This window comes from Tunicatimonas pelagia (assembly GCF_030506325.1).
GTDB classification, from domain to species: Bacteria; Bacteroidota; Bacteroidia; order Cytophagales; family Cyclobacteriaceae; genus Tunicatimonas; species Tunicatimonas pelagia.
On sequence record NZ_CP120683.1, the window covers coordinates 5061707 to 5085212 of the forward strand.

18 protein-coding genes are annotated in these 23506 nt (G+C 45.4%); 8 read left to right on the forward strand and 10 right to left on the reverse strand.

The features are described from left to right. The first annotated feature begins 177 nt into the window (after window positions 1-177). The gene (locus tag P0M28_RS21635; protein ID WP_302205050.1) at window positions 178-459 is read left to right on the forward strand and encodes a hypothetical protein; all 282 of its coding nucleotides are present in this window, start codon (window positions 178-180) and stop codon (window positions 457-459) included. Continuing rightward, window positions 449-1078, forward strand: a complete 630-nt coding sequence (locus tag P0M28_RS21640) for an HAD-IA family hydrolase (protein ID WP_302205051.1) — start codon at window positions 449-451, stop codon at window positions 1076-1078. Before P0M28_RS21635 ends, P0M28_RS21640 begins: the two co-directional genes overlap by 11 nt. Window positions 1079-1102: 24 nt before the next feature. Here the strand turns inward: P0M28_RS21640 and P0M28_RS21645 are convergent, their stop codons facing one another. The 3 genes from P0M28_RS21645 to P0M28_RS21655 form a co-directional block, all read right to left on the reverse strand. Further along, window positions 1103-1966 (reverse strand): DUF4249 domain-containing protein, encoded by an 864-nt coding sequence (locus P0M28_RS21645; RefSeq protein WP_302205052.1) that lies wholly within the window; start codon window positions 1964-1966, stop codon window positions 1103-1105. 19 nt (window positions 1967-1985) lie between these two features. Continuing rightward, window positions 1986-4397 (reverse strand): TonB-dependent receptor, encoded by a 2412-nt coding sequence (locus P0M28_RS21650; protein WP_302205053.1) that lies wholly within the window; start codon window positions 4395-4397, stop codon window positions 1986-1988. 72 nt (window positions 4398-4469) lie between these two features. Further along, window positions 4470-5063: a Crp/Fnr family transcriptional regulator gene (locus P0M28_RS21655; protein ID WP_302205054.1), complete on the reverse strand. Its 594-nt coding sequence runs from the start codon at window positions 5061-5063 to the stop codon at window positions 4470-4472. 74 nt (window positions 5064-5137) lie between these two features. On the opposite strand from P0M28_RS21655, the gene P0M28_RS21660 reads away from it, so the two are divergent. After that, window positions 5138-5476 (forward strand): avidin-fold protein, encoded by a 339-nt coding sequence (locus tag P0M28_RS21660; RefSeq protein WP_302205055.1) that lies wholly within the window; start codon window positions 5138-5140, stop codon window positions 5474-5476. 19 nt (window positions 5477-5495) lie between these two features. On the opposite strand, the gene P0M28_RS21665 is transcribed toward P0M28_RS21660, so the two are convergent. The 6 genes from P0M28_RS21665 to P0M28_RS21690 all read right to left on the reverse strand — a co-directional run bounded on the left by P0M28_RS21665 (window position 5496) and on the right by P0M28_RS21690 (window position 12319). Continuing rightward, a complete protein-coding gene (locus P0M28_RS21665; protein WP_302205056.1) occupies window positions 5496-6188 on the reverse strand; it encodes a hypothetical protein in 693 nt (230 codons plus the stop codon). 12 nt (window positions 6189-6200) lie between these two features. After that, window positions 6201-7532: an ABC1 kinase family protein gene (locus P0M28_RS21670; RefSeq protein WP_302205057.1), complete on the reverse strand. Its 1332-nt coding sequence runs from the start codon at window positions 7530-7532 to the stop codon at window positions 6201-6203. Between the two features lie 2 nt (window positions 7533-7534). Continuing rightward, on the reverse strand, window positions 7535-8206 hold the full coding sequence (locus tag P0M28_RS21675; protein WP_302205058.1) for a TetR family transcriptional regulator C-terminal domain-containing protein: 672 nt from the start codon (window positions 8204-8206) through the stop codon (window positions 7535-7537). Between the two features lie 131 nt (window positions 8207-8337). Next, window positions 8338-9237, reverse strand: coding sequence for a mechanosensitive ion channel family protein (locus P0M28_RS21680; RefSeq protein ID WP_302205059.1), 900 nt, complete (start codon window positions 9235-9237; stop codon window positions 8338-8340). 203 nt (window positions 9238-9440) lie between these two features. After that, window positions 9441-11516 carry a ComEA family DNA-binding protein gene (locus P0M28_RS21685; RefSeq protein WP_302205060.1) on the reverse strand — a complete coding sequence of 692 codons (2076 nt, stop codon included), beginning with the start codon at window positions 11514-11516 and terminating at the stop codon, window positions 9441-9443. Then, on the reverse strand, window positions 11516-12319 hold the full coding sequence (locus P0M28_RS21690; protein WP_302205061.1) for a PorV/PorQ family protein: 804 nt from the start codon (window positions 12317-12319) through the stop codon (window positions 11516-11518). The genes P0M28_RS21685 and P0M28_RS21690 overlap by 1 nt, the downstream gene beginning before the upstream one ends. A gap of 91 nt (window positions 12320-12410) precedes the next feature. Here P0M28_RS21690 and P0M28_RS21695 point away from each other — a divergent pair, with 91 nt between their 5' ends. From P0M28_RS21695 to P0M28_RS21715, 5 genes are all read left to right on the forward strand, one after another. Continuing rightward, window positions 12411-17438 carry a lamin tail domain-containing protein gene (locus tag P0M28_RS21695; protein ID WP_302205062.1) on the forward strand — a complete coding sequence of 1676 codons (5028 nt, stop codon included), beginning with the start codon at window positions 12411-12413 and terminating at the stop codon, window positions 17436-17438. A gap of 86 nt (window positions 17439-17524) precedes the next feature. Next, entirely contained in the window at window positions 17525-18157 is a 633-nt protein-coding gene (locus P0M28_RS21700) for an AlbA family DNA-binding domain-containing protein (RefSeq protein WP_302205063.1), read from the forward strand. A gap of 326 nt (window positions 18158-18483) precedes the next feature. Further along, window positions 18484-18948 carry an SRPBCC domain-containing protein gene (locus tag P0M28_RS21705; protein WP_302205064.1) on the forward strand — a complete coding sequence of 155 codons (465 nt, stop codon included), beginning with the start codon at window positions 18484-18486 and terminating at the stop codon, window positions 18946-18948. A gap of 93 nt (window positions 18949-19041) precedes the next feature. Continuing rightward, window positions 19042-20373: a Gfo/Idh/MocA family protein gene (locus tag P0M28_RS21710; RefSeq protein ID WP_302205065.1), complete on the forward strand. Its 1332-nt coding sequence runs from the start codon at window positions 19042-19044 to the stop codon at window positions 20371-20373. A 137-nt stretch (window positions 20374-20510) separates the two neighbouring features. Then, entirely contained in the window at window positions 20511-21407 is an 897-nt protein-coding gene (locus P0M28_RS21715) for a sugar phosphate isomerase/epimerase family protein (RefSeq protein ID WP_302205066.1), read from the forward strand. Between the two features lie 507 nt (window positions 21408-21914). Here P0M28_RS21715 and P0M28_RS21720 read toward each other — a convergent pair. After that, on the reverse strand, window positions 21915-23411 hold the full coding sequence (locus P0M28_RS21720; RefSeq protein WP_302205067.1) for a S10 family peptidase: 1497 nt from the start codon (window positions 23409-23411) through the stop codon (window positions 21915-21917). Window positions 23412-23506: the final 95 nt, after the last annotated feature.

Sequence of the window (23506 nt, forward strand, 5' to 3'; positions counted from 1 at the left end):
CCAGAATGCATATAGTTCTAATCATTGCCCCCCTCAATATCCAGCAACTAAACCCTATTTTAACCTATGCGTTATTTTTTCCTCCTCTCGTGCATACTTGGCTTTTCAACGTCATTATTTGCTCAAAATAATTCATCGCCAGCTTCTCTCAACCCAGACTCACTACGGGCCGAAATTATGCAATTACGTACTGAGCTAGAAGAAACTCAGGCAAATCTACGCATATCCCATAACCGGTTTCGCACCGGGATTTTAACATCAGCTATTGGGTACTCTATCGTTATTTTGGGTGGTGTACTGGGTGGTAGCGAAGACTATGCTGAATGGGGGCAACCGCTAATATTCACTGGTGGAGTAATTGGAGTTGCGGGGGCAGTATTCATTTTTAATTCTAATACCTTTATTGGACGCGCTGGGGGTATTCCATCCCGACGAGAACGAAAAAAGGATGGAAGCTAAGAAGACCCTTGTTTTCGATTTTGATGGCACCATTGCCGATACGCTACCTCGTATTTTGACCATCAGTAACCGCTTGGCTCCTGACTTTGGCTACCGACAAGTACCGGATGATGAAATTGAAATGCTGCGAAGTGTTCGCTCTCGGGAGGCACTGAAGTTACTCCAGATTCCGATGTTGCGTATTCCGGCGATTGCCATCCGAATGAAAGCGGAGTTACAAAAAGAAATGCATTTGATTCAGCCCATTAGCTCTATGAAGGAAGTATTGGGGGAGCTAAAGACGACGTATCAGTTGGGAATTGTTACTTCCAACTCCCAACCAAATGTAGAGCGTTTTCTGGAAGCCAACGGTATGGCATTTTTTGAATTTATCTATTCGTCATCGTCCTTATTTGGGAAAACTCGAGTGCTAAAACGACTGCTCAAGCAGCATCAGGTGAAACGGCAAGAAATGGCCTATGTTGGCGACGAAACCCGCGATATTGATGCCGCCAGAAAAACAGGTATTGATATGATTGCCGTTTCTTGGGGAGCCAACACGGCTGACGCACTGGCTCGATTAAATCCCCAACATCTTATTCATCATCCGGATGGGTTATTAGCGCTATTGAGTAGGTGACTGTAGGGTAGTTCTTTCATTATGCTATTCTTCTACAGCTATTGTCTGCCGATCTATTTCTATGGCGTAAAAGAAACCCAAGGCGCGATAAAGATCGGGCGATTTGCTGAAAACATTACCACGAATAGAAGCGGGGGGCGGGTTGCCCACAAACGAAAGCCCTTGATTGCCCGTGATTTCATAAATCTTAAATAAAAAATTATAGTATTCTTCGGATATAGCAATCTGATCAACGGTAGCCTGGTCATCAAGAGTAAAAACTACTTCTTCATTGGGAATGACCCCCAGCCGTGCTTGTCCATCAAAAAACTCATCAGTCAGCACCAGGGTGCGCGAAGCCCCAGGGTCGGGAAGCGTTATAAGCTGATTGTTCCGATAAACCCGATAGTGATAGTAGTTGGCTACTCCTTGAGGGTCTCTCGAGTTAAGTTTGAGAAAATACCCTTTATCCGTAATACCTGTTTCTTCTTCAAACTCAATATAAACAGAATCGATAAGTGGGACAGGTTGTAGTATATCAGTCGCAGTGTAGGCTTTTCCTTCCCAATTAATTTCAAGGGTGTAGGTCTCACCCACCTGGGGTACCAAATCGTGCGTGACGTAGATTCCGTCTTCCTCGTGAATCATATCGTACGAATTGTTCTGGTCAGAGATAATAACTGTCGCATTTTTTACCGGAGGGGCAGGGCTGTTGTCTAAAAAGTTAGCGGTGGTAGTGAGTCGTACTTCTTGTCGGCGAGAGTTGCCGTTGATTAAACGTTCTACACCTCCTTCTACCACTAATAAGATATCAGTATTTGCCATATCCAGACTATCGGTGACGACTGTCTCACAAGCAGTAAATAGTAACAAAGCGATGAGCGATAGTACGCAATTCAGATGTTGCATGATGGCTGGGTTTTTTTAGTTAAAATTGAAATTGGTAGCTTACACTTGGCACAATACCGAAGTATGAGAGCTTCACTGCTTCGGTGAGTCCAGTAGCCATTTCTACGTTGTTCATTTCGCTAATTTCCCGGAAAAAGATAGAAGCAGCATTTTGCCGATTATAGAGATTAGCAATGCTAAAGACCCAGGTGCCTTGGCGCTTTGCATCTTTTCTAGGATTGAGGGTCGCCGATAGGTCGAGGCGATGATAGTCGGGGAGTCGGTTAGCATTTCTGGTATTATAATCGGTAACTACTAACCCATTTTGGTAGTATCTTCCTGAAGGGTAAGTGACCGGGCGGCCAGAACCATATATCCAGTTAAAGCTAAAGTCCCATCTGGAATCAGTATCGTATAAACTAACGATATTGAGTTCGTGGGTTTGATCGAAATTACTAGGGAAGTATTTGCCACGATTTATTCCGGTAACTTGTAACTCAGACCGTGAGAGGGTGTAACTCAGCCATCCGGTTAATCGGCCAACATTCTTTTCCAGTTGCACTTCTAAGCCATACGCCCGTCCTACCCCTTGTACAATCTGCGTTTCAATATCTTCGGTAAAGAGCAAATCGGCTCCATCAATAAAGGCGGTGACATCTTGCAGGTCTTTGTAGAACCCTTCTACCGTGAGGCTGTAGCTATTGTCTCGAAGGCCTTGTGCAAACCCCGACGATAGCTGATCGGCAAATTGAGGGCGAAGAAATTTACCACTCGGTGCCCATACGTCCAGCGGAGTTGGTGAGGTAGTATTTGAGATGAGATGGATGTACTGATACATGCGGTTGTAGCCAAGCTTGATTGAGCTATTCTCAGAAAGTTGGTAGTTAGCTGAAAATCTAGGTTCGAATCCGTTAAAACTAGCTATAACTTCATTGTTGGCGTAGCTGTCCTGCGTACTTCGTTCATTCTGCTGATATTGCCCCGACGCAGGGTCGTAAGTTAAAGGCGTTCCGGTCAGGTAGTTATTAAGTACGGCTGAACCGAGCCGCCAGAAGGCTGACCAGCGCAGACCGTACCTCAATTGCAACTTCTTCGCTATTGTTTGTTCGTAATCTAGGTAAGCCCCTCCTTCTACTGCGTATTTAGATTGAAATGTTCTGGGAACAATAGGCGAACCCTTAATAGGAGTAATTGTGGCTGGATTAAAAGTGTAATTTAGTACGTCTGCCCCTACACTTAGCGTGTTGTTAGGGTTGATGAACCACGTTAGGCGAGGTTTAATATTTAGGTTGGTGATGGTGGACTTCCACCGTAGTTCAGACCCCGAACGTAGGTTATCAAGGTTATAATCGTAATTACTGTATACAGCGGAGGTCTGAAAGAATAGCTTTTCACTTAATAAGCTTGTCCAGCGAAGGGTGCCGGAAGCATTTCCCCAAAACGTGCCTACTAAGCCAGGCAGTTGGAAGCGGTCGCGTCCAAAGTAACCGGATAAAAACAGCTTGTTTCGTTCATTAAGCTGGTAGTTGGCTTTTAGATTCAAATCGTAAAAATACAGGCGATTTCCGCTAAAATCAGATGAAAGAAAGGTAAAAATATCGGCGTAAGAACGGCGACCTGCCACTAAGTAAGACCCCCTAGCCCCGGTTTTACCAACTTTACCGATTGGACCTTCCAGGGCTACTTTACTAGCAATTAGCCCTACAGAAGCTTTCCCGGCAAATTCTTTTCGGTTACCTTCTTTCTGCTGAATATCTAGTACCGAAGACAACCTACCACCAAATGATGCGGGTATACCTCCTTTATAGAGGGTTACGTTGTTGATAGCGTCGGTATTAAAAACCGAGAATAACCCAAAGAGATGGGAAGCATTGTAAATAATCCCTTCGTCTAGCAAAATTAAATTTTGATCGGCTGAGCCGCCCCGCACGTTAAAGCCCGAAGAAGCCTCGTTGGCACTGGAAACTCCCGGTAGTAACTGAATAGAGCGAAGCACATCGGGTTCACCCAAAATAGCTGGTAATTTCTCAATTGTTTCAGCTTTCAATCTTTCTACGCTGATCTCATTGGTCTGAACCAGGTTTTGGTTAGCATTTACGACGACTTCGCTGAGCGTTTCTACTTTCTCCTTGATCTCATAATCTAACACCGTATTTTTTTCTATAGTAAGATTAACCAAAGCCGTCTCGTATCCGATGAAGCTAAATTCTACCTGATAGTCGTTGGGCGATACGGAGATGCTGTAGTAACCATATGCATTGGTGGTAGTACCTAAAAGACTACTTTTGCTTAAAGTATCAGCACTAATGGTCGTTACCATAACTGTGGCTCCAATCAGGTCTTCGCCATTAGCCGCATCTTTGATATAGCCACTGAGTGTTACTTTGTTTTGAGCCGCTAGGTAGGATAGTAGGCTTAGCTGGATTAATAAAGTAAGAATGATTTGTTTCATGGTGGGTACCGTGTTTTTAACAAAGGAAGTGGAATCCTTTGCGCGATACCCGTAACCTAGGTTACATTCTTCTTAGGTATTTTTTGTAAGCTTTCTCCTTATTCTACTCAAGGAGGGGCGCTTCACGCCCAGGTAGCTCGATAAATGATTTAGCGAAATACGATTAGTCAGATTGGGGTACTGACGCACGAAATCTAAGTAGCGTTCCTGAGCACTTTGAAAATGGAAGCTTCTCATTCTACTTTCTAGTATATGAATGATAGATTCAGCGACTAACCGCCCAAACCGTTCAAGTTCAGGGTGCTGCTGGTAGCCTGCTTGCACGTATTCGTAGGTAAAGCATAAGATCGTACTATCTTCAAGACATTGAAAATAATAGTCGCTGCTCTTCTGAGCTAAGAACGCGCTATAGTAGGTAACAAAGCCACTCCTATCGATTAGGCGGGTTGTAATCTCCTCACCTTCATCATTAATGTAAAACCCTCTCATCAGTCCCTTAACTATAAAGCCAACTTCATTATGCACTCGGTTGGGGTTAATAAATAGCTGCTTCTTCTCCAAATTTTTCACCTCGAGCCCATCTACCAAATACGCTAGTACCCGCTCGGGCATTTGCCCATCAATCTGTTTCACTACTGACTTAAAGAAATCAATTTCTTCAGGCATTAGCATATCTTTTAGCGATAGAGGAAATATACGTACTTTTCATTTTAGAGACCTTCTACAATATGTTAGCTACCATGATAAACTATAACGATAGAGTTTTCAAACCAGTACAAAATACCAAAAACGGTGAAACTAGCAGTGAAACCACTTTTCTCTATCAACAAAACGGAAACATACTGACATCAGAGTATTCTGGTGGAAAAATTAAGTCGGGGCATTTGATAGGGTTGGTGAGCGACGATGGGAGTATCGATATGCGCTACCATCAGGTAAACGAACAAGGTGAACTAACGACTGGAATCTGTAAATCTACTCCCGAACTACTGCCTAACGGTAAGCTCAGACTACACGAAACTTGGCAGTGGACGTCTGGTGATCAGTCCAAAGGCAGTTCAGTGTTAGAAGAACAGTGATAAAGGGGCTATTGGTATTCTATCCCTCAATTTTCTCGTCCAACTCAATAATCGTGATTGGGGTGCCGGGACCACCATTAGCCCCTTCGTAGCGAAGAAAAAGCCCATCGGAGATGCGGTACCATAGTTCAGCCGACCAAAGTTTAGACAACATAAAGTTATCAATAGTGAGCTTCACCTTTACTGCATCATAAGCCTTTCCATCAATTGTGAGCGATTCGGTACCCAATTTTTTAGCTTCCATCTTCAGCGGATCTAAATCCGATACCAACTTTAGAACCCAAAATGATAATTCTTGCTGATCAGATGCGGCGAATTCGCTTAATCCGTGATCGAGCTTATTAAACCACTGCCGCTCATCAATATCGACGGTCTTATCAACTGACTCACCCTGAAACGTACCCCAAATTTTGATCTGATCGCCCGTTCGTTGAGCCGTAAAATCATGTTTTTCTTTTTCGTCACGTAGTACCCATTTTTCAGTACCTAGCTTCGGATGAAACGTATGCTTGGAATAACGCTGCTTTTCTTCTAGTACCAGTATTGATTTACCGTCTTCCTGCTGTTTAAGCACCTGTATGTCGTAAGCATTTTCCCCAAACAGTCCGGCGTACTGATACTGTTGAGCCAATAGGGGGAAAGCACTTAGCCCCAGCACTACTTGTAATGCGGGGGCTAGACATACGGTTGTTACCAAACGAGTAAAACGCAAAATGTAGAAAGGTTAAGCACTCAACTTTTTAGCTTCTAACCACTCGGGCTTTCGAGTAATGACTTTCGCTTGGAGCGCATTGAGTAGGTTGTATAAACCAAAGTAGGTGCGGTTGATGTACAGCGCATCGCGGGGGCCACGAGCGGTACGAGAACGCCTCACTTCTTCAGTATTAGATACTCGCTCACTCAATGCAAATATCTGGGTAAAGTAATCATCATCGGCAAAGTCAAACTCGTCGTAGTGGAAGGGACGACCCAGAAGCTGAATCATCTCTACGAAGATTGCCTTAAATACTTTCTTCTCCGATGCTGAATCGTTTTCGTTGATGAAGGACAATTCGTGGAATATTTCATCCAGTTGATCGGGCTTTAGTAAAATATCCTGCCGGATAAGGCTAAAATACTGTTGATAGAAATCTTCGGGAATCTCTTTCACACAGCCAAAGTCAATCACTCCCATCGTGCCGTCTTGCCTAAACAAGAAGTTACCCGGGTGTGGGTCAGCGTGAACTTGCTTGAGATAATGTACTTGGTGATTATAGAAATCCCACAATGCTTGCCCAATGCGGTTACGCACTTCCTGAGAAGGGTTAGTCGCCACAAACTCCTTCATATGCTCGCCATCTAACCAGTCCATCGTAATGATGCGCTCCGAAGACAGCTCCGGGTAGTACGTTGGAAAGTCCAAGTTATCAATATCGCCACACTGTTTCGAGATTTCCATGCCTCGGCGCACTTCTAAATCGTACTCAGTTTCTTCTACCAGTTTTCCTTCTACTTCCTGTAGATAGTGCTCCAGGTCTCGTTCATTAATATTAAATAAACGAATAGCGAATGGCTTCACGATTTTTAGATCGGAAGTAATACTGTTGGCTACTCCCGGATACTGAATCTTCACGGCAAGTTCCTTTCCGTCTAACGTGGCTCGGTGTACTTGTCCAATAGAAGCCGCGTTTTTTGCGCTCCGACTAAAAGTATCGTATAATTCAGTAGGGCCTTTGCCAAAATACTTTTGAAATGTCTTAACCACCAATGGGTACGAAAGGGGCGGGGCACTATACTGCGCCATCGCGAAGCGGTCGGTGTAGGCCGTAGGGAGCAGGTTTTTATCCATGCTCATCATCTGCAATACTTTTAAGGCACTGCCCTTCAGTTCGCTCAGTTCGCTGTAGATGTCGGAAGCATTATCTTCGTGTAAGCTCTCACGGCTTACCTTCTGCTGCAATGCCTTTTTAGCGTAATATTTTGCGTAATTACCGCCAATTTTGGCTCCGGTACGCACAAAACGGGTGGCCCGCTGTACTTTAGAAGTGGGAATTTTGTTCTGCTCTTTCATGCTCATGCTTATCGTTGCTGGTACAGGAATTTAGCGAAGTCTACTGCCGCGTCAATTGGGCCTCGCCCCATAATGTCAAATGATAGATTCACCGCTTTTTCAATAGCTTCGTCGGTACGTTCAAAATTTTGACTGTCGTCTTTCACCCAGAAGTGGATTACAAACTGCAACTGTCGCCACAATCCTTCGTCGTAGCGGTTGCCAATAACGGGGCGATCCATAATCTCACCAATTTCTTTGCCTTCAGCAATTAGCTCATTGGCGTATTCTAAAAAGGTTTCTTTCAGTCGGCTAAAAACTTCAGCGTTGGGCGAGCGCCTCCCGGAAGACGGTAACTGATCGACTCGAAGCATTACGTAGCTTCGGTTGTTTTTCAGTATTTCCGCCATGGTATAGTAGAAAGCCAATAACTTCTCTCGCACCGAATATTCCATATACACTGCATCGCTCTGAATGCGGGTTATAGTTTCTTCGGCAAAACCCTTCCAGATTTCCTTCTCGAGCGAAGTAAAAGAGTTAAAGTAATCGTAAAATTCGGCCTCCTTCTTCTTTTGCATTTTCATGAACTGATAAACCGAAGGGGGAGTTTTTCCATGCTCAAGTAAATAGTCTATATATGCTTCTTTTAATTTTTCGCCCTGATTGGCGGTTTGTTTTCCTTTCTTCGCTGTCGTTGCCATAAAGTTTATTGTTATCACAATTAATAAATTAGCGCATTAGCCAATTTACTATTCTAAGAAGTGATTAAATGATTATTTTGTTTAATAATAATTTGCTAAAATTAAACATTTGTGTTAGCAAATAGATTCAGTCAGCCACTACTTTTTGATGACTGGCTATTTACTTGTACGTCAATTGGGATAGGCTGTTGCTGCTGATACATTTTTAATTCAACAATATCGGCCGGTAGATTGTATCCTTCTTTGAGCAAACCGCGTACCACTTCGGTCATGATCTGACTTTTAAGCTTTAGCGTAGAACCTTCAAAATCGAAGGTGTTGATCCAGAAGAATGTTTTAAGGTTGATCGTGCTGGTATCGAACTTTGAAATTGTCACGAAAGGCTCTAAGCCTACGGATTTTTCCAGGTTAGGATGATTTTTCAGGGTTCGTAGGATAAACTGCGTAGCTTCCACTACATCTTCTCCATAATCTATGCCAACGTCGAAGTCGTGACGCATTAACCCATCACGGGTATAATTAATAAGCGGATTTTTTACCAGAATAGAATTGGGAATGAAAATATCGCGACCATCGAAGGAGCGCACGTGAGTGTTACGTAAATCCATTCCTTTTACTACGCCAATAATGTCGACCACCTCAATCACATCGCCAGTGCCAAACGGTCGGCCAAATGCTAAGAATGCTCCCGAAAGCAAATTCTCCCCAATATCTCGGAAGGCAAAGCCGATAACAATAGCGGTAACCCCGGCTCCCGCTAACAACCCTTGAGCGGCTGCCCCCAACCCGGCCTGATTGAGAAAGGTGATAACTCCAAACAGAAGAAACAGTAAAAAAATAAGCCGACTAATGAAGTTACCCAGCAACCGATCGTCCATTCGCGGGGCAATTCGCCGTCGGAAGACCCGCTTGGCAAGAAGGCCAATAAAAACAAATATCAGTAGTAGTATCAAGCCTACTCCAATAGTTGGTAGCCTAGCCACTATATCGCTATAGAATTCAGTGAATGCTTCTAGTACTTTTTCCTGCATAAAAATATAAGCTGAATAGCGATGGTTTGTTTGAAAGGGTGACTAGTCCAAAGTTGATAGTCCATAGTCGACAGTTAATAATTTTTTCTCATTATCGGTTTTGGGAATCGGTCATTAGTCCATTGTTGTAGTCGTTCAGTGCTAATTATTTTTTGCTCTCATCAATCACCAATCATTATTCATTAACTTCCAGTTTCCGTAGGTCAGAATTTCACAATCACCTGAGCGCGGATGTCGGTGCGGGTGTTTCCGTCAATGGCATCTACGCTGCTGCCAATCACGTTGCGGTCGGCGTATACGGTTCGGCCAATTTTTGTCCAGAAGCTCAAGTGGCGGTTTAGCTTGTAGCGAAGCACCCAGTAGGTGCGGGAACCCTGACCGGAGTAGGCGGGGATAGAAAAAGTGTACAGTAGATCGTGCTCGTAGAGATACTGGCGGGTATCGTACTCTTCAGCATCAAACAGGGCAAAGCGCAGATCGGTCTTCCAGCGACCTCGCTGGTACGTAACATCCTGAGCGATAACCCAACCCCGGTCAGTCGCTTGGTTTAAACGATAAGCCGTCTGCTGCCAGCGGGTGTTCAGTCGCAATCCTTCTACCGGTGTATGCGTAATTCCCAGAGCTAGTTGCCGTTTGTTGCCGGGCAGCGGAACTCTTACCGATAAGCTATCTAAGTCTACATTGATTGCCTTTTCTTCTTCTCGAAATTGAGCAAACAAACTCGTCCATCGGGTTAGTTGATAATCAAACCGAGCCAATAGTTCGTGCCCGGTTGATGGAGCATCTACTCGAAACCGCAGCCAGGGAAAGCGGAAGTAGTCGTAATAAGCCGAGAGTGTAGCTTTTTTAAATGGTTCCATTCGTAAGCCCCAGTAAAACCCTTGTTCATTAATTGGGCGAGAGCCTTCACTCAAAGCATTTCCGTAAAAAGAATGAAAATCAGGTGAGTAATGTCGCAGCACCCAGGCCATTTCTACGGTAGAAGATAGCGAAGCACTTAGCCCGCCTACGGCACCCCAGCCTCCGCTGGCTGAACGAGCTGCTTCACCGAAAAAATGGTAGTGTCGGTAGCGATAGTTGCCAAATACTCCCCAGGCTTCGTTGACTTTTCCGCTAAATTCGTGGAAGTTTCGTAGTTCATCGGAGCGTTGCCAGCGATAGTCAAATGCAGTACGCACGTAGCTAACTCCAATTTGCCCGTTTCTACGGCGATTTTTAAGAAGCACATTTCCGCCGATCACTTGCTCCCGTGCCTGATCTTGACTGTTTCTTTCACTTTCGGTACGATGCCACCCACTGGTTTGCAGTGATCGGAAATATAACGAGCTATCGGCTCGATTATGCAGTTTAGCATCCAACCATTGGTTGGAGACAAAGGGAGTGAGTTCGAGCTGCATCTTACCAACATCCTGTTGAAGCGTAGCGGTTGCTCCCCGAAAGAACCCCGATTCAGTACTGGAAGTATACGGACGAAGCTGCGAGCGGGTACGCCCCACCGAAGTAACTGCGAAAGCACTCTTTCCCAGATTAAATCCCTGCCCCAGTAACAATCCCTGACCGAACTGTAAGCTGTAATCTCCAATAAGTAGGTTTTCCAGCACGCCCCGATTTTGTATTTGCAGATGGTACGACTGAAAATCAGAGCCGTACTGCGATTGGGTAGGCTGCCACCGAATAGCTTCTCCGGCATCTTTTTCCAGTGTTAAGCCTAAGCTAAAATCATTTCGGCGGCTCACTCGCAAGCGAGTGTACAGTTGGGGCTTGCTGCCAATAAACGGAGCCGATAAAGATGGATCAGTGAGTGTATCTTGCGGAATAAAGCCTCGTTTGGTTTCCAGCGTAGTAGCTTGCCGTAGAATAAGCAGCTTGTCAGCCCGTTGCCATCGTTCCGCCCACGATAGCGTATCTGTCGGAACAGCATTTACGGTAATAAACGGAAGCATCTGCTGGATAAGGTCGTGATTAAACGCGGGAATAAATTGTAACTCATACACCGTGCGTAAATCGCCGTAGCGTTGGCGATAGTGGAGCAGATTGCTGATTTGCCGACTACTGAGGAAAAACAATTCTTGTAGCCCTTCCTCATCAGCCTGGTTGAGATTGATGGGTTGGGTATACAGTTGATACAATATTTCGTACTGTTCCTCGTAGGCTACATCTTCGTCCTGCTGAGTAAATAGGTTTTCCAGCAACGTCTCGAACGCTCGCTCGGGAGAGGATTGAGCCTGAACCATCCGAGTCAAACCAAAGACTAAAAGAATAGTAACCGAAACTCGCATTACCGCTCTAGTTTGTAGGCTAACGACAACTGATGCGACAGGCCTAATTCACTGTGGGTACGTAGAGCATAATCAATCTGTAGCAAGCGGTGATTCAAGCCCAAACCAAAAAATTGCTGAAAGTGAGCTGTCTGCACTCCGCAGCGAAAGTTGATCTTTTTCATCGCTGTATACTCCGCCCCAAACTTTGCGTTGGTATTTTGTTGCACTTGATGCTCTACCTCAGCTATCAAACGAATGGTCTCAGTCGGGCGATAGTTTAGCCCGGTTTGCACTAGCGTAGGAATCTTCTCTTCGGTAAAGCGGGATTTTCTGGCCTGAGTCAAATTAGTAATCTGCATTCCGAAGGTTAGCTCAGAAGAAAGCTGAGTAGTTCCGCCCACATCTACCGCAGTAGTGAAGCGAGTGCCGACCGTCTCGATATGATACTGATACCCATTGAGGCGCAGCCCGAAACTAAACTGACCGACTTGGTGGCTGAACCCTAGCGCAATTTGGTCTTCGCTGTACAAAGCATCGCCAAAACGGTACACACTCAAGCTTCCTACTCCGAAATTCATCGGTTTAACGATTCCTACTCCAGCGGCGTGTAGTCCTTCTGAAAAGCCAAAGCGGTTTTCGTAGCCAGCTACCAGCGTAGTTTGTTTGACCCCAGCCAACCCTCCCACGTTATAAAACACCGACCAGGCATCGCGTTGAGCTACTCCGGCCTCGCCTAAACCAGCAGCCGAGCCACCTAGCGACTGGGCAAAACTCAGGTAGCTACTGAGCATCAATAGCGCGAAGATGACAAAGATTTTCATAGAACCTTACCCAAGTGTCAAGAGAGAGCAATATCAACCATTTGGGGATGGATCACATGGTAAATTGCATGACTATCCTACGGATGTAAAGATGGGCACGAAATTGAAAGAAACGGTTTGGGTTCTCGCCTGCTTACTGCTGACTCAGCGTACCTTAGCGCAGGTAACTGATAACTTTTCGGATGGGGACTTTACGACCAATCCGGTTTGGAGTGGGGAAACTACTAAGTTTGAAGTACTGGCGGAGCAATTACATTTGAATGATACCGATGCTACCGGAGAAGCCTACCTCAGTACTTCTAGCCAAGCTATCGCCAATGCCGAATGGAATTTTTACGTGGAAATCTCGGAGAACCCTACTAGTGCTAACTTTACCTCAGTGTATCTGGTATCTGATCAGGCGAACTTAGCTGATGATTTGAGTGGCTATTTCGTAAAAATTGGTAATACCAGCGATGAGGTCAGCCTTTATCGGCAAGATGGCAGCACTGAAACGGAAATTATTGATGGTTTAGACGACCGCGTAGATACTAAACCAGTACAAATCGAGATAAAAGTTACGCGAGACACTAACGGGAACTGGGAGCTGAGTTCGCGACCAATAGGAGAAATCAGCTTTGTCATAGAAGGCTCAGTTATGGATGATACGCATACCGTTTCTAACTATTTCGGAGTGCATTGTAAGTATACCGCTACCCGGAGCGATGCGTTTTACTTTGACAACATCTTGATTACGGGCACTCCCCAACCGGATACGCGGAAACCATTCGTAACTGATCTATCAGCTCCATCAAACAACCAACTAAATCTCCAATTCTCCGAAGCAGTAAACACCGCCGTAGCCGAAACAACTACGAATTATGTGCTCAATGGCCATGCTATTACAGCTGCTTCACTAGCTGGAAATGAAGTTGCGCTCTCGGTGAACTCCGCTCTGGCAAACGCTACTGATTACACGCTGACCGTTCGGAACATTCAGGATGAAGCCGGAAATGTATTGACTGATACTACCCTCAACTTTTTTTACTTTGAACCAGTCTCAGCCCAGCGGAATGATGTAATTATTTCGGAATTGATGCCTGACCCCAACCCGGTGAAAGCCGATTTGCCGGACGCGGAGTTCGTAGAAATCTATAATCGCAGTGGAAACCCATTTGATTTGCAAGATTTGTCGTTGAATGATAAACTATTACCACCGTATATTCTGCGCCCTCAGCAGTTTGTTGTTTTGTGTGCTTCGGCCGATAGTGCTTCGTTGGCACCGTTTGGTCAGGTAATAGGCTTAGATAGCTGGCCGACCTTGCCCAACAGCGGAACTCGACTTGTTTTACGGAATGCTACGTCAATGGTAATTGATTCACTGGCTTACTCCGCTACCGAAGTGGTGGGAGGTACTTCGCTAGAACGAATTTCCGAGACAACGCCCTGCGATCAGCGTATCAATTTAGCGCTCTCTCTGGCTGAACGGGGAGGAACACCGGGTGAAACCAATACAATTATTAGTCAGAAAGATACTCATGCACCCCGATTGTTAAGCATTCAACCCCGTAATGACACGCTAAAATTATTTTTTGACGAACGAGTTGCCGATGAAAGCCTTCAAACTGAGTTGATACAAATTCAGCCCGAACAAACGGTGGCGCAAATTGTACGCGATGCGATTGATGAAAAGATACTCTACGTTCTACTCGCCGAGCCACTGGTTACCAATACCACCTATTCCCTCACCTTCGCCAATACTCAGGACTGCTACGGAAACATTTCCCCTTCTCAAACAGCCTCCTTCTACTTTGACAATGAACCACCCACGTTACTAAGAGCAGTGGTGCGCGATACCGCTGAGGTAGCGTTAATCTTTTCTGAGAAAGTCGCAACGCAATTAATCGAGGATGAAGATAATTACTGGTTAGATAGCGTGTCCAACACTCCCAGATTTGCAATTATTGGTCAAGATAGCGCGTCGGTACTGCTGCGGTTTCTAGTCTCACTAGCTGACGGGCAAAACCATCAGCTTACGCTCACCCGCTGGGAAGATTCATACGGTAATCCGGGAGACACGCTGACCGTTAATTTGCGCTACCAGCAAGATATTGATACGGTGCTGGTGGAAAGTGAGTATCAACTTGAGGTTCATTTATCCGAACCAATATTGCCAGAATCTGTAAGTGAGGTAATGAATTACGAGATAGACCGACGGGTGGGGCATCCACAAGCGGCCTTCATAGATCGTAGTCATCCGAACGTTATCCACCTGATTCTGGCTAATCCACTTTCAGAAAATCGGGAACATGAGTTACGGATTGACCTACTACAAGATGAGCAAAATGGAGTATTGAGCACACCAGCTTACCGCTTCTACTTTGATCGTCGTTCGCCGGGCGTAGATTCAGTTGTGGCGATTACCGAGCGTACGCTGCTCGTGTATTTTGATGAAAAGGTAGACTCACTAACTGCAACCAATGCGCTCCATTACCAACTATCGGATTACAAAGTGGAGCAAGTTGAACTGAAAGGAAATAGGCAAGTAGCACACTTACAGCTAGACACTGCGCTGGTGCCCGAAGTTGCGTATGAGTTAGAAATAGTAGGTATTGCCGACCTCTCCGGGAATATTATCACTAGTCCCAAAGGTAAATCCTTTGTCTACGACCAGCGACCACCCGCGTTACTATCGGGGAAAATGGTGAACCCTTTCGAGCTACGGCTGTATTTCTCCGAAGCAGTACAAACTGTTTCCGTCAATAATTTTCAACTGGAAACGATCGGCTCTCCTGACAGTGTCTGGGTATCTCGACTACGAGCAGGTGAAGTACGGTTGTTCTTTGCCGAACCACTACCTACTGAAGAAATTACACTTACTGCTACGAGTATTACTGATCTGCGAGGAAATCGTCAGCCAGAACCGTTAAGAACAACAATTAATAATACTCAAACCACACTTGGTCAGATTATCGTACTATCTCCTACTGATTTACAGCTAAGTTTTACCCAAGGTATTGATGAAACGGTGATGCTAAACTTCACTCAGTATTTGGTTAACGAGGTGTATTCGCCCACTGAAGTAACTGCGATTGGTCGACGACCTTACGCAGTGCATCTGACATTTGACCGCCCTCTTCAAGCTGATGTCAACTACCAACTAACCATCAGTGAACTGGTAAATGATGAAGGGCAGCGCGTAATTGGCGTTCAGGATTCTTTTATTTACCAAACCCAGATAGAACATATTGAAGCGGAAGAACGGGCATTACTGCTGCATTTTCAAGTTCCGCTGGATTCAAGTTTAGCGGTGCAGTTAATGCATTATCAATTAGGACAAACCCATCCGGCAGCGGCCATTTGGGTAGGTGAGCAAACTATTCGATTAGTATTTGAAGAATCGCTTGAGCCCCTGACTCGTTACGAGTTTTTGCTATCCGGTTTGAAAGACATTGATGGAGATGTGATTCCAGCATCAACGCACACGGTGGGGCTAGGCCGTACGCCCAATTTCAACGAACTGCTGATTACCGAGATTATGGCCGACCCCACTCCCGCCGTGGGCTTACCGGAAGTAGAGTACCTGGAATTGTACAATGCCTCGGATGAGTTACTTAGCACTAACGGACTGCGCTTAGCGGATGCTATGTCTTCTACCTTGTTACGATCAGCGTTATTACTTCCGGGTGAATACTTAATCGTTAGTGCCAATGCTGACCAGCCCAAGCTAGCCTCCCGGGGGCGCACAATGGGTATCACTAGCTTTCCTTCGCTGAATAGTAGTGGCGACCAGCTTAGCATTACTGATGCCTACGGAAGTGAGGTTTTCTCAGTATCATATTCGGATGACTGGTACAACGATGCGGAGAAAAAGCAAGGTGGCTGGTCGTTAGAAATGATTGACTATACGCATCCCTGCGGTGAGCAGGATAATTGGACTGCTTCCGTAGATGAAAACGGTGGTACTCCCGGCCGGGTAAATTCGGTAAACCAATCCAATCCCGATAATCAAGCCCCGGTATTGCAAACCGCCTTTGCTGAATCAGCTACCGAGGTAGCTCTTCTGTTCAGCGAAAAATTAGATCCTTCGTCTTTTGAAGATGGACAAATAAGCATCAGTAGCGAGGTAACAGTTGATACTATAGTGTGGAAATCTGACCGAAAATCGGCTACTGCCCACTTGATTGATTCACTGCAAACCCAAGTAGCGTATACCATTCGGGCGAACCAACTGTACGATTGCAGTGGAAACTTGATAGACGATCAAGCAGTGTCGCTAGTATTATCCGAAGAGGCTACTATGGGTGATGTTCTGCTGAGCGAATTACTATTTTACCCTCGTTCGGGTGGAGTGCGTTTCGTAGAAATTTATAACCATTCGGATAAGCCGATCAATCTCAAAGATTGGCAGCTGGCTAATTCAGAAGGCGACTCCCTAGCAAATCTTTCAGTTATTACTACAGAAAATTATCAGTTGAACCCCCAGCAGTACTTAGCCCTTACCGAAGATGCCACTACGCTGGTTGGTGATTATCCATCGGCATCGGAAGGAAATATTCTGGTAGTGGATGCCTTGCCGAGTTTACCTTCTGGTGCCGGAAATGTAGCTTTGCATTCGCTCAGTGGTGAGCGAATGCAGTTTTTGATCTACGACGAAGATTGGCACCATCCGATACTGGAAGATAAGCGGGGAGTTTCTCTGGAACGTATTCAGTGGAGTGCTCCGGTTAACGACCGTAATAACTGGCAGTCGGCGGCTCAGACGGTAGGTTTTGCCACTCCAGGTTACGTCAATTCGCAGTTGTCAACGGTCAGTCCGATACCGGCCGCACTATCAGTAGAGCCCCGAGTGTTTACTCCCGACCAAGACGGTTTTCAAGACTACACCCAAATTCTTTATCGTTGGCCCAATGCGGGTAACGTAGCTAATGTGATTGTCTTTGACAGTCAGGGGCAAAAAGTGAAACATTTGGCTCGGAACACTACTTTAGCTGAAGAAGGCTTTCTACGGTGGGATGGCACCGATGATGCTGGGCAGCAACTTGCTACCGGGTATTATATCATTTATTTTGAGGTGTTTCATACCAATGGGCAGGTTTCCGGGTTAAAAGAACGAGTAGTGCTGGGTAGACCTTTTTAATGATTAGTGAATGATGACTAATGAATAATGGCATATTCTGTAGTTATTATTCACCAATCATTATTCATTAATCATTGGTTTAAGCTATGAAGAAACTTAAGAAGCTGATTCATCAAGGTGAGGGAGAGCGGTTGGATTTCAAGCAAAAGATTACTGATCCTTATAAAATTGCTAAAACCATCGCATCATTCGCCAATACCAAGGGTGGTAAAATTCTGGTGGGGGTGCGGGACGATAAAACCATTATGGGCGTTGATCCCGAAGAAGAAAAATATACGCTAGAAACGGCAGCTCAATTCTACTGCGACCCACCGATAACTCTTCAATTCAAAGAAGTAGAAGATGAGGAAGAGGACATTACGGTACTGGAGGTAACGATTCCCGAAAGTTGGGAGAAACCGCATTTTGTGCGGGACAAAAACGAGCGACGGCTAGTGTACATCCGCCAGCGTGACAAAAGTATTCCCGCCGGAAAAACGATGGTTGACCTCATGCGAAAAGGGGAGCTGCCTGATAACCAAGTCAACCTAGCGCATTTAGACCATAACGAGCGCAAACTACTGTCTTTTCTAGAACGCCATGAACGAGTGACGCTTAAACAGTTTATGCAGATTGTGAACATCTCCCGTCGTCGGGCTTTACGAATTCTACATCACCTCACTCGAGAAGGTGCAATTCGTATGCACGAGCAAGAGAAAGAACCGTATTATACTTTGTGAGTCAGGACGAAACGCAGGTTTTTGCGTATCTCGTAAAGCAATAAATACGTCATATGGATTTTTAGAAACAGTTTGACCAATTTCAGCAAAACATAAATGCCCGTTTCTGGTGAATAGATAAAAAATTAGGAATTGTTGATAAGCGAGTGGGGCAAGCCGAGACCAGTATAGTTGAACTAAAAGCTCAAATATCACTAATGCGAGAAGGGGGCAATGACTTTCGGGATGAGCTACAAGAGTAAGGTGATGAAATGGCGGATTTTATGTCGTACATGGCAGAATTTAGCCGAAATCAGGGGCAGTATTACGTATAATTTACTACCAATATGCTCGAGATAGCTAAAAATATTCAGGTCAGTGTCTCTTCCGATCAAGCATTCCATAAGTTCTTACACGAATTTAATAATTGGTGGCCTAGAGAGTACACCTGGTCACGGGATAAGCTTATTGAGATTCGGATAGATGCGCGAGTAGGCGGACTGTGTACCGAAGTTGGCCCTTACGAGTTTCGTTGCGATTGGGGTAGGGTAACCGAGTTAGTTACCAATCAGAAAATTGGTTTAAAGTGGCAGATAAGCCCAAAGCGTGAACCAGTACCTGACCCTGAGCAAGCGAGTACTATAGAAATAAAGTTTGCTGAGAATCAGGGAGGAACGCTTATGGAACTTGTGCACCAAGATTTTGAGAGGCACGGGGCTGGGATAGAAGAATATCGGGATGCTATGGACAGTGAATACGGTTGGGATTATATCTTGAAATGCTATCAGACCTACTGCAAGCAAAGTTCCTGAAAGCTCCGGCATACGGTCGCTGAACAATTTACCTCTTCCACTTCCCCAAAAATTATGTAACTTAGAGGGATAACCTAAAACACTTTCCTTCATATGAGCGATAATTTCCTCCCCCCTGAAAATCTTCCTAAAAACGAATCTCGTCGGCAATTTATTAAAACCACTAGTTCGGCAGTGGTCGGTGGCAGCTTAGTCATTCCCATGATTAATACTATTCCCGCGTTTGCCAAAGGTAATGCCGATACGCTCAAAGTTGGCCTGATTGGTTGCGGAGGCCGAGGTACGGGAGCCGCTAACCAAGCAATGAAGGCCGACCCTAACGTGAAATTAGTAGCTATGGCTGATGCCTTTGAAGATCGATTGCAATCCAGCTTAGGAAATCTAAAGAAAGGACACGGCGATAAAGTGCAGGTTGATCCCGAACATCAGTTCGTTGGGTTTGATGCTTACCAAAAACTGATTGATAGTGACGTAGACGTAGTACTGCTAGCCACTCCTCCGGGTTTTCGTCCTCAACACTTAACAGCGGCAGTAGAGGCGAAGAAGCATGTTTTTGCGGAGAAGCCAATGGCGGTAGATGGACCTGGCATCCGTCAGGTAATGGCTGCGGCTAAAAAAGCTAAGGAAAACGATACCGCGATAATGTCAGGTTTTTGCTGGCGCTACCACGAACCTAAGCGGGCTATATTCGGTAAAATTCTGGACGGTGCGGTCGGTGATATTGGAACGATCTACAATACCTATAATACGGGAGTGCTGTGGTCTAAAGATCGGCAGCCCGAATGGACGGCGATGGAGTATCAGCTACGCAATTGGCTGTACTATAAATGGCTATCGGGTGACCATATTGCTGAGCAGGCGGTGCATAGTTTAGACATGATGGCGTGGGCACTGGGCGATAAACCACCGCTCAGTGCAGTAGGAACTGGTGGTCGACAAGTACGTACCGACGATAAATTCGGTCACGTGTACGACCACTTTGCAATTGTGTACGACTATGGCGACGGGCAGAAAGGCATCCATATGAGTCGGCAGCAGTTTAACTGTGCGAATAGCTACTCAGTGGAAGTCTCGGGCGACCAGGGGCACGCCTTAGTGGATTGTATCAAAGGGGTACACAAGATTAAAGGGAAGAATGACAAGTGGCGGTACCGAGGCGAAGAAAACGATATGTATCAAACCGAGCACGATGAGCTATTTGCCTCTATCCGCAACGGATCGCCGGTAAACGATGGTGATTTTATGGCGCAAAGTACCCTACTCGCCATTATGGGGCGCATGGCGGCTTACACTGGGCAAGTAGTCACTTACGATGAAGCCCTTAACTCTCAGGAAAAACTAGGGCCCGAAGAGTATAGCTGGGATTTAGAATATCCGGTAGCGGCTGTACCCATGCCCGGTATTCAAGATGGAGTAGGACGCTAAATGGTGAAGGGTTACAGGTTAAGAGGTTGAAAGTTTCTTAAGCAAATTAACTTTCAACCTTCTAACCTATAACTTTTAAACTTTTTCACCTTTAACCTCTCTACCCTTCACCTTCCCACCCTCTATCTTTTAGACCTATGCTTCGAAGAGACTTTATCAAAATTAGTGGTGCTACCTTAGCATCGGCTCCCCTAACTTCTGTGCCCTTACATTTTAATGCGGCACCCCAACTTAATATCAAAAAATCCCTGAAATACAGTATGGTCGATGCGCCTGGTTCGGTGCTTGATCACTTCCGAATGTTGAAGGAGGTTGGCTTCGACGGGGTAGAGATGGATTCACCTAGCGATATTAATATTGATGAGGTACTGGAAGCGAAAGAAGAAACCGGACTGGAAATACCAGGGGTAATTAACTCCGCTCACTGGAAGATGCCGCTCTCTGACCCGGATGCTAGCGTGCGGGCGAAATGTGTAGAGGCTTCCAAAACGGCTCTGCAAGATTGTAAGCGCTACGGTGGAACCACAATGCTACTCGTTCCCGGGGTAGTGAATGATAAAATTAGCTACGCCGATGCCTACCGCCGTTCGCAGGAAGAAATTCGGAAACTGCTGCCCGTAGCCGAAGAAACCGGAGTGAAAATCGCTATTGAAAACGTTTGGAACAATATGCTGATTAGTCCCCTGGAAGCAGCCCGATTTATCGATGAGTTCGAGAATTCAATGATCGGCTGGTACTTTGACGTAGGCAATATTGTTCGCTACGGCTGGCCCGAGCACTGGATTGAAGCATTGGGTGATCGTATCATGAAGCTAGATATTAAAGAGTACAGCCGGAAAAAGCAGCAGGACGAAGGCATCTGGAAAGGCTTTGACGTAGAATTAATGGAGGGTGACTGCAATTGGCCGAAAGTGAACAAAGCCCTAGATAAAATCGGCTACGAAGGCTGGGCATCCGCCGAAGTAAAAGGCGGCGACCGCGACCGCTTACAAACAATTTCTCAGAAAATGGATGCTATTTTTGGATTGGCTTAACATCTGGAGTTTTTTAAAGATATACTCGAGTAAACTTTAAAACTATTTAACTATGGATGCTGCAATCTTTAAGAGTTTTTTATCTTTTTCCTCTGTAGGATGGGAGACGTTAGCAATTTATATCTTTGGGGTAGGTGCAATGGAGGTAGTAATCTTAACTGCCCATTTTTCCCACTAAAAACACCGGACTAGCATTAGCGCACAGATTTTACATGATGTTCGGTTTTGCACAAAACGTTTCAGTAAAATTTACTGGGGAAGCATTGCTTTCACTATCTTAGAGCGTGTTTGAACTTTATTCTTTAGTTTTCTGATGGCTGTTTTCCGCCCATACTTCGCCTTTTTTTCGGACGATAGCTTAGGCTATCCTCCTCAAAAAGAGTCTCGTCTGTCCGAAAAACACCTCATAATAAATTCTAAAAATAAAATCCAAACACGCTCTTACTAGCAGAAAGTTTTAAAGCAGTGCTTTAATGTCTTTTCAATACTTAAGAAAGTACTCTCAATTCAGTTGGGAAGCGTCTGCTCAATAAACTGATCTACCTGCTGCTTCATCTTCACGAGCGAAGGCTGGTGGATGTACATCATGTGGCTCGATTCGTAGAATGACATACTGACGTTATTGGTCAGTTTCTCGTCTAAGAACATATGATTGAAGGTGTAGTCGGTGGCGAAGTAAGGCGTAGCCAGATCGTAGTATCCGTTGAAGACGTGTATTTTTAGAAACGGATTCTTAGACATGGCGCTACGTAGGGTTTCGGCTACATTTAGAAACTCATTTTCTACATTACTATAGCTCCAAGGCCGTACTCGCCCGGTCAGTATTTCGTAGGGGAGATCATTTTCGTAGTCTAGTTCAGCTTTCAGATAAGAATTGATCGCAGTGGTGTAAGGCCCGTAGATAGTGGCACTGTAGCTAGGGTCAAACTCGTAGAACTCTCCGGCATCGTCGTAATCCACTCCGGTCATCCGCCCGTCGAGCCGGCCAACCGTTATTCCTTCATCGCGCCGTAGCTCCTTCACGAAGCGGGAGATATGAATGCGGTAGTGGATACGTTCCAGGTATTCTTTGGATAGTCCGGTGTACTGGTGGAGCTTATTAATAATTTGGTTTTTCTGGTCTTCCGGTAGCTGATCGCCTAGCATGAGAGCCGAGGCGTAGTCGCCCATCGCAAACTCTTCTACCTCTCGCAAAAAAGGTTCGAGCGCATCCGGGCGATTGGGCAGTTGGTCATGGTACCAAGCAATAGCGGCGTAAGTTGGTAAAAACAGAATGTAGGGCAGATCATTACCTTTGGTGAAGCGAGCCGTTTGGAAATTCAGGATAGACGAAATTAACATCAATCCGTTAAGGTACATGCCGTGGCGGTCTTGCAGGTAGCCCGACAGTCCGGCAGCGCGGGTGGTACCGTAGCTCTCTCCCGCCAGAAATTTGGGCGAGCTCCACCGACTGTTGCGGGTAGTATACAACCGAATAAAATCGCCTACGCTGGAAATATCTTCCTCAAAACCAGTGAATTCGCTTTTCTCTACTCCTTCTGCCGGACGGCTAAAGCCAGTTTCTACCGGATCAATAAATACTAAGTCGGTTTTATCCAGCCAGGTATATTCATTGTCTACTAACTCGTAGGGTGGGGGTAATGACTCTCCCTTTTCACTCATCTTAATACGGCGTGGTCCCAGCCCACCCATATGCAGCCATACCGACGAAGAACCCGGCCCACCATTGAAGGTGTAGGTGATGGGGCGCTTTGATACATCCTCTACTCCGTTTTGGGTATAAGCAATAAAAAACATCTTAGCCCGGGCATCACCGTTTTCTTTTCGTAATACCAAATATCCGGTAGTCGTTGTATAGTTGATCGTCTGTCCGCCTACCCGAACGTTATGCTGGGTTACTGACAGTGGTGGGTCTTCCTTTAGGTTGGAGGAATCAGAAGATTGAGCGGTAGTTGCTGTTGATATAAGCAGGCAGACAATAAGAAGGTATAGGTTTTTGTTCATGGGGTTGATGTATTCTTGTATTCAAGTTAGTCTTACCATCATAGATGAGTACCATTTAGTATTTTTGAATGAATGTATATAGGAAAGCCTATCGA

Coding starts and splice junctions, on each gene's coding strand:
- P0M28_RS21715 (WP_302205066.1), top strand. CDS start 20,511: ATGCTTCGAAGAGACTTTATCAAAATTAGTGGTGCTACCTTAGCATCG.
- P0M28_RS21645 (WP_302205052.1), bottom strand. CDS start 1,966: ATGCAACATCTGAATTGCGTACTATCGCTCATCGCTTTGTTACTATTT.
- P0M28_RS21700 (WP_302205063.1), top strand. CDS start 17,525: ATGAAGAAACTTAAGAAGCTGATTCATCAAGGTGAGGGAGAGCGGTTG.
- P0M28_RS21635 (WP_302205050.1), top strand. CDS start 178: ATGCAATTACGTACTGAGCTAGAAGAAACTCAGGCAAATCTACGCATA.
- P0M28_RS21720 (WP_302205067.1), bottom strand. CDS start 23,411: ATGAACAAAAACCTATACCTTCTTATTGTCTGCCTGCTTATATCAACA.
- P0M28_RS21685 (WP_302205060.1), bottom strand. CDS start 11,516: ATGCGAGTTTCGGTTACTATTCTTTTAGTCTTTGGTTTGACTCGGATG.
- P0M28_RS21660 (WP_302205055.1), top strand. CDS start 5,138: ATGATAAACTATAACGATAGAGTTTTCAAACCAGTACAAAATACCAAA.
- P0M28_RS21675 (WP_302205058.1), bottom strand. CDS start 8,206: ATGGCAACGACAGCGAAGAAAGGAAAACAAACCGCCAATCAGGGCGAA.
- P0M28_RS21680 (WP_302205059.1), bottom strand. CDS start 9,237: ATGCAGGAAAAAGTACTAGAAGCATTCACTGAATTCTATAGCGATATA.
- P0M28_RS21640 (WP_302205051.1), top strand. CDS start 449: ATGGAAGCTAAGAAGACCCTTGTTTTCGATTTTGATGGCACCATTGCC.
- P0M28_RS21690 (WP_302205061.1), bottom strand. CDS start 12,319: ATGAAAATCTTTGTCATCTTCGCGCTATTGATGCTCAGTAGCTACCTG.
- P0M28_RS21655 (WP_302205054.1), bottom strand. CDS start 5,063: ATGCCTGAAGAAATTGATTTCTTTAAGTCAGTAGTGAAACAGATTGAT.
- P0M28_RS21705 (WP_302205064.1), top strand. CDS start 18,484: ATGCTCGAGATAGCTAAAAATATTCAGGTCAGTGTCTCTTCCGATCAA.
- P0M28_RS21710 (WP_302205065.1), top strand. CDS start 19,042: ATGAGCGATAATTTCCTCCCCCCTGAAAATCTTCCTAAAAACGAATCT.
- P0M28_RS21650 (WP_302205053.1), bottom strand. CDS start 4,397: ATGAAACAAATCATTCTTACTTTATTAATCCAGCTAAGCCTACTATCC.
- P0M28_RS21670 (WP_302205057.1), bottom strand. CDS start 7,532: ATGAGCATGAAAGAGCAGAACAAAATTCCCACTTCTAAAGTACAGCGG.
- P0M28_RS21695 (WP_302205062.1), top strand. CDS start 12,411: ATGGGCACGAAATTGAAAGAAACGGTTTGGGTTCTCGCCTGCTTACTG.